Genomic DNA, 13,377 nt, shown 5'->3' with positions numbered 1-13,377 from the left:
GGGGTCTGGGTTGAGACGGGGCAGTTGTGGCCGGTCCCACCGGCGGCCTTCGTTAGGGCTGGGGTGGTGCCTAGGACCGTGCTGGCGGGAGGGGTGGCTGAGGAAGGTGAGCCCATGGTGATCAATCAGGCTCTGGCCTTGTTCGCCGGCGTGTTGCTGGTGCTATCGGCCTTTTCCCGGTTGATCCAGCGCCTCAGTCTGCCGGGCCCGGTTCTGGCCTTGGCGGCCGGGGTAGTGATTGGCCCGTTCGGCCTGGGATGGTTGCGGGTCGAGGACTTCAGAGTCCCGGTGGGGACCTTGTTGGAGCAGGCGTCCCGGATCACGTTGGCCATCGGATTGACTGGGGTCGCGCTGCGGTTGCCGCACGGGTATTGGCGCAGCAATCTCCGGTGGGTCGTGGTGATCATCGGGTTGGGCATGGCCCTGATGTTTGCGGTGGCCACCGGGATCCTCTGGGCGCTGTTAGGTGTACCGGTTCTGGTGGCCGTGCTGCTGGGAGCGATTATCACCCCGACTGACCCGGTGGTGACGACCCCGATCGTGACCGGCTCGCTGGCCGAGGAGAGGATCACCGAGCGGGTCCGGCACAACCTTTCGGCCGAGAGTGGGATCAATGACGGGGCGGCCTACCTGTTCGTGTTGGCCCCGATCCTGCTGATCACCGCACCGGGCACGGCCTGGCACGAGTTGCTGACCACAGTGCTGTGGTGGGAGGTGGCCGCCGGTGCCGTCTTCGGGGCGCTGGCCGGGTGGCTGCTGGGACGGCTGTTCGTGGCAGTGCGCCACAAACAGTGGATGGAGGAGAGCTCCTATCTGGGCTTCCTGGTCCCCTTGGGACTGGTGGTGTTGGGGGCCGGAAAGTTGCTGGGCTTTGACGCGGTGTTGTCGGTGTTCGTCGCTGCCGCCGTGTTCGGGCAGACCATCCCGCAACGCGACGAAGAACAAGAGGACCGGGTGCAGGACGCGATCAGTCACCTGGTGATGCTGCCGATCTTCACGCTGCTCGGTTTGGCCCTGCCCTTCGACGCCTGGGCCGGGTTGGGTTGGATCACGCTGGTCGCTGTGACGGTCGCGGTGTTGGGACGCCGGCTGGCGGCGCTGTGGGCGCTACGGCCGCTGCTGCGCCGGGTGCATGATGTGCCCGAGACCGTCTTTTTGAGCTGGTTCGGCCCGATCGGTGTCTCCGCGTTGTTCTATGCCACGCTGGCCGAACGCCACACCGGCAACCACGAGATCTTCGTCTACGTCACGTTGGCGATCACCGTTTCGGTGGTCCTCCACGGGATCAGCACCGTCCCACTCAGTGCCTGGCTGCACCGTCGAGAACCACAACACAAACAGCAGCACGACAGTCGTTCATCCTAACCCGGTACTGACCGTCAGCGGTGGTTCATTTCGAGGGGCCGCCGGGCCGGCACCCACCGTGAGTACCGGTGGCGTCACGGTTCTGGGCACACACAGCGATGCTTACTGTTGGTCTGCCGGCCTGGTGGGTCAGGTTCGTGGGGTGCGGATGTGGTCTGCTGCGTAGGCGCTGAAGATTGCGTCTAGGTCGTCACCGGTGTTGCCGAAATCCTTCAGTTTCGTGGCCAGCTGCCCCAGGGATTGGTCGAGCACCCGGGCGCCGGCGTGTAGTTGGAGGGAGGAGCAGACCAGAGCTGCATCCCGCAGGGCCACCGTGTAGGGGAGTTGGCGGGCTAAGGACAGTTCGGGGGCCTGTTCCTGGAAGTAGTAGCTCTCGGTGTTCTGGGCCAGGTCCACGGTGGTCTTGTTGACCTGCTCGGCCACAACTTCCAGGACTCGGGCGACGGCGGAGGGCTCCAGGGTTGGGATGGTGCGTGCGTAGTCGGTCTTGGCCAGGGCGTTGAGGTCCAGGGCCAGGGCCCGTCGCCGGGACAGCGGCGGGTAGACCTGGGTGAACCAGGTCAGGGCCGCGGTGAGCAGACCGAAACCGGTCAACGCCTGCAGCGGGGTGGCCCACCGGATCCAGGGGTCGATGGGCACCACGTCCCCGAATCCCAGGGTGGCCAGGTTGATCAAGGAAACGTAGAGGGCCTCAATGAAGTCCGGGTACCGGGCCGGGTCGATGCCGGGAGAATAGGTGAATCCGGCCGGCACGTGCGGGGCATAGACCAGCGCCCACCCCACCCCTTGCAGCACCACCCAGAGCACCACGACGGCCAACATGCCAGCTGGGCCCACCGCGGAGCCGAGGCGGTGGCCTGTCACCCTGGAGAACTTCCAGATGCCGGAGAGCACCGCATGGCTGATCGCACCCTTGCCGCGCGGGTGCAACAGGCTGTGGAACATGTCCCGCAACCCGATCAGGATGATCGCAATACCGGTGATCGTGGCTGTGATAGCCATTCGAATTCTCCTTCCACGGCGGCCCAGGACATGGGCCGGCGATCGATGCCCGTTCGGTTCGTGACGACTTGCTGGAGCTACTCCCGGGCACCGTACTGCCATCGTCGGGCGTGGTTGGCCAGTGATGTCCTCATCCCTCCAGGATGGTGACCCCGGCCAGCAGCACCGCGTACAGCACCAGACCGGTGAGGAACCAGCCGAAGCTGGAGGACCGGTTGGACGGGACTTCCTCTTTGAACACGTTCAGCAGCGTGGATCCGCCGATGAACGCGGTTAGCAGGGCCACGATCACGGTGCTGGTGGGAGCGGCCACGGTGGCCAGCCCCGAGCCCAGGACCAGGGCGGCGGCCAGCAGCAACCGTCCGTGGGTGCGGAAGCGGCGCGGGTAGTGCTCGGCCAGGGACCGGTCGGTGAGCAGAAAGTGCAGGCCGATGGCCACGGTGAACAGCACCGCGAACCACACCCCGGTGCGCACGCGCAGCACCATGGTGTAGGTGATCAGCACGTTATAGACCATGAAAGCGCCCAGGTGCAGCCAGTACACCCCCGCCGATTCCACCGCGCCCCCACCGGTAGATGTCGAGACCGCGGTGGGCCGGCTCTCGCGGCTGCCGTGGGCGGTGGCCAGTCGTTCCAGGCCGTAGAAGAGGGTGAAGCCGGCCAGGGCGACTAGGAAGACCGCCAGTTCCAACAATGGGGTGGGTTCCACGACGTCCTGTAGGGCCTCGCCGATGGCTTCGTTTCCCGCGGCGATCTCGGGCAGCAGGTGTAGGAAGACATAGGCCACGGCCAGTCCGCCGGCGAAGGAACCGGTATAACGTTCCGGGACCATGGGCAGTCGGCGGATCCACGGGGCGGCCAGGTGCAACCCAACCAGCACCAGGGTGAGGGCCGCGGTGATCCACACGGCGGCGGTGATATCGAGCTCACTGGTGTTCATTAGGGTGATCCTCCAGGGGGTCGGGGACCGGCACCGGGTCCTGGCCGCGCAGGAAGTAGGCGCCCAGGGAACCGGCCAGGGTGGCGAATACGGCCACTGAATACACGGCGAGCACCAGTTGCAGCACCTTGGCGAACGGGTCCTCAGCGGTGATCCCGGTGCCGGTGATCGTGGCCAGGGCCGCCTCGTAGAGTGCGGTGGTGTAGCCAGTGTGGGAGCCCACGGCGTACAACAACTGGCTGGCGGCGAGGATGACGACGACGGTGACCGCCGCCAGCCAGCTGATCCTGCTGGAGAGCAGGCGGCCGGCCGACCGGGAACCGCGCACACCGGCCGAGACGATGCCGCCGACGCGCGCCACCCGGGTCACCCGCAACAAGCGCGCGGCCTGCAGGGCACGGACGAAGCGTAGGAAGGGGATGAGCAGGAAGATCACCTGCCACCAGTTCCGGCGCCAGAACGTGGCCTGGAATCCGGCCACGTAGGCTCGCAGGACGAACTCGGCAGCGAAAACTCCCCAGAACGCCCACCCGGTAATCGCCAAGAACCTCGTCCAACCCGGCTCGGTGATCAGCAACTGTCCCAGGATCACGAAGAGGAACAACACCCCCAGGAATCCCATGGGGCGGTCCAGCCGGGCCGCCAGCGCCTCGGCGGCCCGCTCCTGCGCAGCACGGGGTCGAGCACCGCGCATGGCACATCCCTCCCCGGGTTTGCTTGCTTGACAATGGGTTAAGGCCCCACTCTAGGCAGACCTGCCTATGCGAGGCACCCGACCTCGCACAGCCCTTGGTACGACCTTGCAGGTGGGGATTTTGCCTGGGCCGCCCGGCTCGGAACTGGTGTGGCCCGCCACGGGCCAGAGGAGGAGACATCCGGCATGTGGTTCGACTCTTGGGCTGACCTTGCCCGGATCGTCGTGGTCGGCGCAGCCGCCTACACAGTGCTGGTGGTGGTGCTGCGCGTCTCGGGCAAGCGGACTCTGAGCCAGCTCAATGCCTTCGACTTCGTGGTCACCGTCGCCCTGGGCTCCACCCTGGCCACCATCCTGCTCTCCGCGGACGTCTCCTTTACCGAGGGCGTCACCGCGCTGGGACTACTGGCCGGCCTGCAGTTTCTGGTGGCCACCGTCTCGGCGCACTGGCAGCGGACCCGCGCCGGGCTGACCTCCCGGCCAGTACTGCTTCTGGCCGACGGGCAGGTCCGCCACGAGGCGCTGAAGCGCAACCGCTTGGCCGAGTCCGAGCTACGTCAGGCGGTGCGGATGCAGGGCACCGGAGATCTTTCGCAGGTCAAAGCGGTGGTGTTGGAGACCAACGGCAAACTCAGCATCATCACCACGAGCCAGTACGGCAACGGCTCTGCCCTCGAGGATGTCCGCGGTGCACAGGACCTCTGAACCGGCACGGACGCCTTCATCCCAGACACGACGGCCGGGGTCTGGGCTGGGAAATAGCGAGTCACCTATGACGGATGTACCCGGAACGCGCCGCGGACCTGGCACCGGCCTTCGGCCCCACCTGGTCACCGGACCGTGGGACCCCGCAGCTGCCTCTGCCGCCCCCGCCACGGTGCCATCACCCACGTGGACTACTCCGGGCTGGTGCGCTGGGCCGCCCGGCACGACGTCGTCGTGAGCGTCGACCGATCCGTGGGCGAGTTCCTCGTCGAGGGCCAGGACCTGCTCACCCTCTGGGGAACCTCCGAGCTGGGTGCCGACGAGTCTCAGAAGGTCTACCGGTTCGTGGGCGTCGGGCCCCAACGGGTGACGCGCCAGGACGTGGCGTTCGGCATCCGGCAGTTGGTGGACATCATCGACCGGGCCCTCTCCCCGGTGGTCAACGACCCGACCACCGCCCTGCCGTGCCTGCAGGAACTGCACCGGGTCCTCCGGCATCTGGTGCAGCAGGCCTCTCCGAGTCCGTACATCGCCGACGACCAGGGGCAGGTCCGGGTGGTCCACCATCCGCAATCGGTCAGCGATCTCGTCCAACTGGCCGTGCGAGAACCCGCACACTACGGGCAGGACTCCCTCCGGATGGTCCCCGGGCTGCGCGCCATGCTCGAGGACCTGCAGCAGGTCACCGCCAACCGTTACCGAAACACGATCGAGCGCCTGCTTCTAACCCTGCCCGGGGCGGATGAGGGTCCCCGGCCGGAACACCCTGGACGTGCCTGAGGACCTGTGGCGAAAGACCGCTGCACGACCTGCACCTAGCAGGTGAACACGGCCAGCAACACGGCATACAGCGCCAGCCCAGTGATAACCCCCTCTCGAAGTTGGAAACCGGGTTGGAGAGTACCTGTCCCTTGCCCTTAAAGCACTCCGAGTACTCAGTGCCCCAGTTCCAAGAAACCGGGACGCCGTTTCCATACGTCCAACCCGATCTAAGACCTGACCTCACGAAGGTGTCCAAGGGTCGATTCAGGACCCACTCTGACAGCTTGCCTCCGTCGGCATTTGCAGTGTCCAAAAAGGTATACCTGCCCTGACGCTCGCGGTGGGACTCTAGTTGCCGCTCATGGGGTTTGAACTAAGACCGGGCAACGGTCGGGAGCCTGAAAGGACAAGAGGTAGGCCATGGCGCCACGCCGATTCTGGGACTGAGGCCGTGGTTCCCAGGGCGGGCGTGCCTCTCAAGGGACGGTCCCGACCGCCCTTGGGTTTGCACTGAGTGACCAGCGGAGCAGCAACAGAATCGGAACGTCCATGCGTTCGGGCAAGGGCACGTCGGCTGCGGATCGCGCCGGAGCTACCCGCACCCGAGTGGGTCCGGCCGACACCCGCTCAGAGGTCTTCTATATCGTCCATGGGATGATCGTCAGTGTCGGCACCTACGCGAGAGGTCACGATCAGCTGCACCCTGGATGTCCCGGTGGGAAACCACCTGTCTGCCCGCCAAGGCCGCTACGCTCCCCGTCATGCTCGTGGCGTGATCCCTTGCGCCGCGGGTGCGGCGCCGATTGTTCCGCCTCCGCGGACGGTCCACCGACTATGGCGGTGCCAGGGTCCCTGGATCGCCTCGTACCAGAGGAGGACAGATGCTGGATTGGAGCGCATTCCTGGAGTTGAGCCTCCCCGTGGGCGAGCTCCTCGTCCGGGGAACGATCACGTTCCTGGGACTGATGTTGCTGCTGCGCCTCGTGGGCCAGCGAGAGTCCGGTGGCCTGGGGATGACGGACCTGCTGGTCATCATCCTCATCGCCGACGCCGCCAGCGCCGGACTTACCGGAGACGCCCAGACCATCGCCGACGGTGCCGTGCTCGTCGGCACGATCCTGCTGTGGAGCATCCTGCTCGACGCCGTGGCCTACCGGTGGCCCCAGGTCGGGCGGCTGCTCAAGGCCCGCCCCAAGCCTCTCATCGAGAACGGCCGCCTCAACCGACGCGCCATGAGACGGGAGTTCATGGCCGAGACAGAGGTCACCTCCCAGCTCAGGCTTCACGGGATCGAGGACATCCACGAGGTCGAACGCGCCTACATCGAACCCAACGGGATGATCAGCGTCATCCCGCGCCAGGACACCGAGACCACCGATACACCAGAGCCGCCCGCGACCTGATCGGGTCAACCACTTTTCGCGGAGTCGACCGCATCACCGACCTGGGGAGCGTGCTTGCGACCGGTCATGCACCTGTGCTGGTGTTTCTGGTCAGACCCGGTGATAGCGTGCTCGAAAGCATTCCGGTGATCATGGCGGTCGGAGGGTCAATGAACCGTGTTCCGTTCGACAGCGGCCTGGGTTTGCGAGAGGCCGGCAGCCGGCGATGAGCGGACGCATTCTCGACCACCCGGTTCGCTTGCCCGTGAATTTCCAGAACTGGGAGTACCTCACCTTCCTGCACTGGTCCTACGATGTCGCGGCCGTCCAGCGCCTGGTGCCCGATGAACTCACGGTGCAGCACTGGGACGGTCGCACTTGGGTCGGCATTACCCCGTTCCGCATGGTGGGGGTCCGTCCGCCGGGCCTGCCGCCGCCGCCTGGATGGGGGGCCTTCCCGGAACTCAATGTGCGGGCCTACGTGCGCGCGCCCGACGGTCGAGACGGCATCTGGTTCCTGGGGATGGTCGTGCCCCGGCTCAGCCTTATCGCTGCCCTGCGTAGCCTCGGGCTGCCCTATGAGCACTCCCATTCTTCGATGTCCGTGGACGGCTCCCGCTGGGCCTACCGGTTCGGCACGCCGCACTGGCTCCGCCCACGCCCGGACGACTGGTTCCAGGCGGTCGTGGACGTCGGGCGCCCGCTGGAGGCGACGGAGCGCACCTCGTTGGTGGAGAGCATCACCGGACGCTGGTCGGCATACCACCGGCGGGGGCGGGTGCTGTGGCGCACACCGGTCGCGCACGAGCCCTGGCCCCTGCACGCGGCGACAGCCACGGGCAGTCTCACCGCACCGCTGCGCTGGGCCGGGCTGCCCGCACCGACCCATGGCCCGCTCGTGCACGCAGCACCCGCCGCGCACGCCCGGATTGGTGTTCCCCGACCGGCCTGAGCACTAAGCCAGACGTTCCTCGCCGGACTGGCACACTCAGACTGGAGACAAACGGCCTGGGGCCCTGTATGTGACACGATGAGAGCGAGGCGACCCCACCGACGAGGAGGGCCATGATTCTGCTCCGGACACTGGTCACCGCCGCAGCCGGGGCTTATGCCGCGAACTGCGCGCTCGGTATCTCGGTGCTCGTTCGGTGGATCGATACCTCGAACATCCGCTGGGTCCACCACGGGGCGTACCTGGTGACCGTCACGGCGACGGCCGCGGCCGCCCTCGCTTGCGCCGCCCGACGTTCGTCTGCCGTCTTTGCGCTGACCCCCGTCACCGTTCCCCTGTTCCTGCTGCAACGGCACGGGGCCCGGCCGGTGCACCGGCACACCCGAGACGCCCTGACGGCCGGTCCCTGCTACGCGGCCGGACTCATGGTGGCCTGGAGGTAAGCCATGGAGCTCCTCGACGCCGTGCTCAACCGGCGCACCACGAACGGGCCATTCCGGCCGGACCCCGTCAGTGCCGAGCCCCAGCAACTCCTGATCCGTGCCGCAGCGGCCGCACCGTCCAGTTCAACAGCCAACCGTGGCGGTTCGTGCTCATCGAGGACCGGACCACGATCGAGACGGTGGCCGCCATCAGTGGCCAGAGCATGACCGAGGTGACGAGCGCGGGCGCCTTCTTCGACCAGTACAAGAAGCACTTCCGGTTCAGACAGAAGGAGATGAACACCCTGCGCAGCGGGATGCTCTTCGACAAGCTGCCCGCCCTGCTGCGCCCCTCCACCTCTCGGGTGTTCACACCGTCGGGCCAGAACCTGATGAACAAGCTGCGGGTGCTGCAGACCCTCGGCGAGGAAAATCGCAATCTGGTCGCCGGCTCACCGCTGCTGCTCGGCGTCATGCTCGAACGCGGTGAGTACCGGCCCGGGAAGTTGCCGGGCTTCTACTCGGTCTTCAGCATGGGGGCCGCGATGGAGAACCTCTGGCTGACCACCGTGGAGCTCGACATGGGCATCTAGTTCATCTCCTTCCCCATGGAGGCACCGCACCACTGGGACCGTATCGCGCAGCTGCTGCACGTACCGGACGAGCTGGAGCTGATGGCGGTATACCAGCTGGGCTACCTGCCCGAACGAACCCACCGCCTCGCCGTTGACTGGTCCAGCCGGGAACGCAAGCGCCCCTCCCAGTTCGTCTTCCGGGAGAGGTGCGCGACCCCGCAACAGGGCTGGGACGATGCCATCCGGCCCGGTGCGGCCTGAACCTTCGGGTGGACAAGCCGAGTCCTACGGATCTGGGGCCGCTGCACGCCGCAGAGGGGTGCCCGTGGACTCAGCACCTCACCGGTTGGTCAGTGGCGGCCACGACGGGCACATGACCACCCGACCAGGATGGCGCCGATCGCGCCCAGGGCCCTGATCGGGGTGGAGCGCCAGTTCCCGGTGATCTGGTTGGTGGCCGGCCGTGGGGCGAAGACCGTGCCGTTCGAGGCAGGCACCGTGCCATGGCGCAGTGCCAGCACGTTCATGACCGGGGTGATGCACCGGTCGTAGAGCCGGGGCGAGAAGTCGTGCACGGGAATGAGCATCCGCTGGGTCCGACCGATCACGGTGACCGGCCTTGGCCGGTGAGCCACCCGCACGATCGCGCGGGCGACACGGTGGGCCGAGACCACGGGTGGCAGCGGATGGACCCGCTTGCCGGTGTAGTTCGCGGCGTGCTGGTAGATCGGGGTGTCGATGGTCGCCGGCAGCACGGCGCAGACGTGAATGTCGTCGGCCTCGCGTAGTTCCTGGCGCAGGACCTCGGTGAACCCCAGCAGCCCATACTTGCTGGTCACGTACGGGCTCACATACGGCGAGGTGAGCCTGGAGTACACGGAGCCGATGACGATCAAAGTTCCGCGGCCTTGGTCCCGGAAGTGGGCCAGCACCGCTCGGGCGGTGTGGATCACCCCGAGGAGGTTGACCTCGATGATGCGCTGGAACACCTCCGGTGGCGTGTCCTGGAAGGTGCCGTAGCTGTAGACGGAGGCTGCGGCGACGCATACGTCGACGCGCCCGAATGCCTCGCGCGCCGAGCGCATCAACGCCGTCACCTGCACGGCGTCGCTGACATCGGTGGGAACCGTGATCGTTGCGGCCCCCCGCGCGGCACATTCAGCGCCCACCTCCTGCAGGCTGTCCTCGCTGCGGGCGGCCAGCACCAACCGCGCCCCATCTCGAGCGAAGGCATGGGCCGCGGCCCGACCGATGCCGCTGGAGGCCCCGGTAATCACTACGACGGCACCGGTGGCCCCGCCCGGACTCGTGATTCCAACGGATATCGTCGGCGCGGCGTCATGCTTGCGGCCATCATGGGCTGCCGTGTCCGGGTGGCGGGGGTTAGCGGGCACGGTCGAATAACCGCAGGGCGGTTTCGGTGACGACACCCAGCACCACATGGCCGACCAGGCCCCTCGCGTGAGCCTGCCACGGGTACTTCCCAGGTCCGGAGGCCAGGCCGAGCAGAGGGGCGAGGGCCTCGTCGTTGATCACGAACAAGCCGAAACCGTACAGTGCGCCACTACCGGCACGCATCACAGGCACTTTGCGGCGAATGACCGCATGAAGCGCGCCCGGCAGTACCCCCAGAGAGTAATGAACGACGATGCCGAGCGGGTTCGGTTGCTCGGTTCGCACGTTGAGTCCGAACAGCGATGCCAGCTTCTCCGCCGCGACGTGCGCTGTGTCCTTGCCCACCGAGCCGGTCTGAGGCTGGTGCTCCAGTGCGGCCTTCTCTGCATCGGTATACCCGACTTCAGATCCACCTTGACGGGCTTGCAATTCCCTGGCCCGGGCCTCCGGGTCCTCCCGGTCGTACATGTACCACACGACGTGGTCCATGACCCAGACCCCGGCTGTACCAGCGACTGCACCCAGAGCCATTTCCAGGAAAAGGGAGCCGCTATGGTCAAGGTCTTCGACTGTCGTGCTCCGTGCCATTGAAATCTCCATTCGGGTGGTACTGCAGACGGTGTCCGAGGGCGGTGGTGAGGCTAGGGCTTCTGCTTCGACCTAAGGGCGATCGATCGGTTTCCCTGATCATCGGCGCGCGGAGACGGGATGTAAAGCGTTCTGGGCATCCGCCCACGCTCCAGGTATGGGCCGCCCACGCTTTTTCACGGCTCAAAGGAATCCGCCGACCACAGGCCGCTTCCTTCCGGACTCTGCCGGCAGGGGACAACATCCCGGCCAGAAGCATAGCTCGCAGACTGACCGGCACCGCGGTCACCGTCCCCATCTTGCCGATATGGGCTCGGCGAGGACAACCGCCTCAATGGCGTCATCACAGACCGGGGCATCGTGGTCAAGTGCCTGGCCGCCGGCGGGCTGGCCACGACAGCCGGCCGGTCCCTACTATTCTCGGCCCCGGTCCTGGCTCAACTATTCCCGGCGGGCGGGTCTTCCCCGAAGGCACGCCGCCACCTGCCTGGTCGCCGGCCTCGAAGCCCCACTGATTCCGCCAACAGGACGATAGGGTGGGACCATGCCAGCAGGGCGCACCATCCTGAACGTCGTCGCCGGGATCACCACGGTGGGAGGACTCGCCGCGGACTGGAACCGCACCCACCTGTTCAACCCGAACTGGCCCCCACACGCCCGGTTCCACGACGCGATGACCGTCACCCTCGGGACCCTCTTGGGAGCCGGAGCGCTCTACGCGCTCAACCGCCAGAGCACGGACCCGGACCGGGACACCACCCTGGGCGCCATGCTGCCGGCCGCCTTCTGGACTTCCATGGGCGCAGCCTTCGCCTTTCCCGGAGCCCGAGGCCTCCAAGCCGAGTTTCCCCATTTGGTCCCGCGAATCAAGGACGTGTGGATCAACGAACGGTTCGCCAGCGCCGGGATGCTCGCATTGACCGCCATCGGGTACGGTCTGGAACGACGCGCACGCCGAGGCCATGCCCACCAGGTATAAGAGCTTCCTCGTAATGACACGGCCCTGGGCCCCAGGATGCACCATGCACCACCACCCCTCCCCTCCGTGCACACCACGCGGCATGGCCACAACCAACGGCGCCGCCCGCCCCGACCATCCGACAACCTAACTGAACTGGTATTGGGGTATACCCCCCTTGATACTGCCCGGATGGCAATCAATACCGCCGATTAGCTCAGCAGGCAGGGGACACCGGCCCGGCAGCCACACCACTATGCGGACATCTCTGATGAGTCAACGCGCGGGGTAGCGAAACGCGGAAGGCGGGCCTACCGTGAAGCTACGGACGGTATGCAAGAGAAGAGGACCGCCATGCTCAGGCCCATCACCCCGCGCCTGCACGGGATCATTGACTACGCACTGCTGGGCGTCTGGGCCGGGGTACCGCGCCTACTGGGGTTGCCCCCGAAGGTGCGGACCGTCTTCACCGCCATGGGGGTTGCCCAAGCCGGGCTCAATGCGGTGACCGACCAACCGTATGCTCTGCGCCGTATCATTCCGTTCCGGGTGCACGGGACGATCGAGAAGTACGGGGCCGCGCTCTACGTGGTGTTGCCGTTGGCCACCGGCGTGTGGCGTGATCGGCGGTCGCGGGCCTTCTACGGGGCCTTGGGGGCAGCGCTGGTGACCAATTTCAATCTCACCGACTGGACCTCTCGGCCACGCTGAATCGGCGGACCGGCCGCGAGCCGACGCTCGAAGCGCCCCGTCCTCCAGGGGCGGGCGCAGCAGCGGGAGTCAGAACGGGGCCCAGAAGTGACCACGCACTCCTGGGCTCCGTTGCCGTTGCCGGGCACCGAGCGTTTCGGCGCCTGTGTGCCGCGGTCCACCGGGAAGCTGCTGGCTGCGTCGGCGTTACAGGTGGCCTTGGTGGTGGACCCATTCTCACTCAACTGTCATCTTCGGTGACGGGTTCGGCGACCACCACGATGTTGTCCGTGTATTGGCCGGTCTGCTCGTCGTAGGTACCACCGCAGGTGAGCAGTACCAGGCGGTGCGGGCCGTCGGTGGCGAACAGGGCGGGATCGAGGCTGTCCCGAGGTGCCGTACTGCGCGAGGAAACCCGGTACTGGTGAAAACCACCGCGGTGATCCTCGATGACCACGGTATCGCCAGCCTCCACCTCGAGTAGAACACTCATCGCACTGTTCTGGTGCAGCCCGTCCATGTGACCGGCCAAGACCATCGTGCCCTCAGACTGCCCGGGCAGGGCTCCGGCGGCCCACCATCCTATGCGCGCGGGATCTTCGGGGATCTGCAACGCCCCGGACGGCAGCACGCCCACGGGCACCACGTCGGCGACCACCCCAGTATCGGCGAACGACGCCTGCCCCGGCGGGACCGGGACCCTTGCCGTCACCGCGTCGGACTCTCCTGTGGTGTGTTCTCCGTCGGCCGCGGATTCAATGGGTCCATTGTGCGCCCTCGGCAAAGGCGCCACCGTTTCCGCCGTCACTGGCAGCCTGGCCGTCGTCGTTGCGCCGAACGGCTGGGCAACGACGGCCGGCTGTTGCGTGAGCACGTGCAGCCCAGCGGCCAGGCAGAGCATTCCGCCCGCCGCTGCCAGGCCGGCGACCACGATGGGCGCCGGCCTG

Annotated in this window: 14 protein-coding genes and 1 pseudogene; 9 read left to right on the top strand and 6 right to left on the bottom strand. The window is 66.8% G+C overall.

The window, feature by feature from the left end:
• Nucleotides 1-114 precede the first annotated feature (114 nt).
• The gene (locus ABD134_RS15415; RefSeq protein WP_344231133.1) at nt 115-1,365 is read left to right on the top strand and encodes a cation:proton antiporter; all 1,251 of its coding nucleotides are present in this window, start codon (nt 115-117) and stop codon (nt 1,363-1,365) included.
• A 129-nt stretch (nt 1,366-1,494) separates the two neighbouring features.
• On the opposite strand, the gene ABD134_RS15410 is transcribed toward ABD134_RS15415, so the two are convergent.
• The 3 genes from ABD134_RS15410 to ABD134_RS15400 all read right to left on the bottom strand — a co-directional run bounded on the left by ABD134_RS15410 (nt 1,495) and on the right by ABD134_RS15400 (nt 4,001).
• Nucleotides 1,495-2,367, bottom strand: coding sequence for a potassium channel family protein (locus ABD134_RS15410; protein WP_344231131.1), 873 nt, complete (start codon nt 2,365-2,367; stop codon nt 1,495-1,497).
• Nucleotides 2,368-2,497: 130 nt separating this feature from the next.
• Nucleotides 2,498-3,307 (bottom strand): ZIP family transporter, encoded by an 810-nt coding sequence (locus tag ABD134_RS15405; protein ID WP_344231129.1) that lies wholly within the window; start codon nt 3,305-3,307, stop codon nt 2,498-2,500.
• Nucleotides 3,294-4,001 carry a hypothetical protein gene (locus ABD134_RS15400; protein ID WP_344231127.1) on the bottom strand — a complete coding sequence of 236 codons (708 nt, stop codon included), beginning with the start codon at nt 3,999-4,001 and terminating at the stop codon, nt 3,294-3,296. Before ABD134_RS15400 ends, ABD134_RS15405 begins: the two co-directional genes overlap by 14 nt.
• 186 nt (nt 4,002-4,187) lie before the next feature.
• Here ABD134_RS15400 and ABD134_RS15395 point away from each other — a divergent pair, with 186 nt between their 5' ends.
• The 6 genes and pseudogenes from ABD134_RS15395 (at nt 4,188) to ABD134_RS15370 (ending at nt 9,060) form a co-directional block, all read left to right on the top strand.
• On the top strand, nt 4,188-4,706 hold the full coding sequence (locus ABD134_RS15395) for a DUF421 domain-containing protein (protein ID WP_344231125.1): 519 nt from the start codon (nt 4,188-4,190) through the stop codon (nt 4,704-4,706).
• A gap of 135 nt (nt 4,707-4,841) precedes the next feature.
• Nucleotides 4,842-5,486 carry a DUF2254 family protein gene (locus ABD134_RS15390; RefSeq protein ID WP_344231123.1) on the top strand — a complete coding sequence of 215 codons (645 nt, stop codon included), beginning with the start codon at nt 4,842-4,844 and terminating at the stop codon, nt 5,484-5,486.
• An 863-nt stretch (nt 5,487-6,349) separates the two neighbouring features.
• Entirely contained in the window at nt 6,350-6,871 is a 522-nt protein-coding gene (locus ABD134_RS15385) for a DUF421 domain-containing protein (RefSeq protein WP_344231121.1), read from the top strand.
• Nucleotides 6,872-7,076: 205 nt separating this feature from the next.
• On the top strand, nt 7,077-7,802 hold the full coding sequence (locus tag ABD134_RS15380; protein ID WP_344231119.1) for a YqjF family protein: 726 nt from the start codon (nt 7,077-7,079) through the stop codon (nt 7,800-7,802).
• 113 nt (nt 7,803-7,915) lie between these two features.
• Complete coding sequence (locus tag ABD134_RS15375; RefSeq protein WP_344231117.1) at nt 7,916-8,245, top strand: hypothetical protein; 330 nt, start codon at nt 7,916-7,918, stop codon at nt 8,243-8,245.
• 3 nt (nt 8,246-8,248) lie between these two features.
• Nucleotides 8,249-9,060, top strand: a pseudogene (locus ABD134_RS15370) (nitroreductase family protein).
• A gap of 89 nt (nt 9,061-9,149) precedes the next feature.
• On the opposite strand, the gene ABD134_RS15365 reads toward ABD134_RS15370, so the two are convergent.
• Nucleotides 9,150-10,193 (bottom strand): SDR family NAD(P)-dependent oxidoreductase, encoded by a 1,044-nt coding sequence (locus tag ABD134_RS15365; RefSeq protein WP_344231115.1) that lies wholly within the window; start codon nt 10,191-10,193, stop codon nt 9,150-9,152.
• Nucleotides 10,183-10,782, bottom strand: coding sequence for a DUF1440 domain-containing protein (locus ABD134_RS15360; protein WP_344231113.1), 600 nt, complete (start codon nt 10,780-10,782; stop codon nt 10,183-10,185). The genes ABD134_RS15365 and ABD134_RS15360 overlap by 11 nt, the downstream gene beginning before the upstream one ends.
• 544 nt (nt 10,783-11,326) lie before the next feature.
• Between ABD134_RS15360 and ABD134_RS15355 the strand changes: the two genes are divergently transcribed.
• Nucleotides 11,327-11,761, top strand: coding sequence for a DUF6640 family protein (locus tag ABD134_RS15355; RefSeq protein WP_344231111.1), 435 nt, complete (start codon nt 11,327-11,329; stop codon nt 11,759-11,761).
• Nucleotides 11,762-12,094: 333 nt separating this feature from the next.
• A complete protein-coding gene (locus ABD134_RS15350; protein WP_344231109.1) occupies nt 12,095-12,451 on the top strand; it encodes a hypothetical protein in 357 nt (118 codons plus the stop codon).
• 220 nt (nt 12,452-12,671) lie between these two features.
• Here ABD134_RS15350 and ABD134_RS15345 read toward each other — a convergent pair whose 3' ends face one another.
• Nucleotides 12,672-13,361 (bottom strand): class F sortase, encoded by a 690-nt coding sequence (locus ABD134_RS15345; protein WP_344231107.1) that lies wholly within the window; start codon nt 13,359-13,361, stop codon nt 12,672-12,674.
• Between the last annotated feature and the right edge of the window lie 16 nt (nt 13,362-13,377).

The organism is Citricoccus alkalitolerans, from assembly GCF_039528175.1.
Classification (GTDB): Bacteria; Actinomycetota; Actinomycetes; order Actinomycetales; family Micrococcaceae; genus Citricoccus; species Citricoccus alkalitolerans.
The sequence above is the reverse complement of the archived record's forward strand: the minus strand, read 5'-3'. Positions and strand labels throughout refer to the sequence as shown.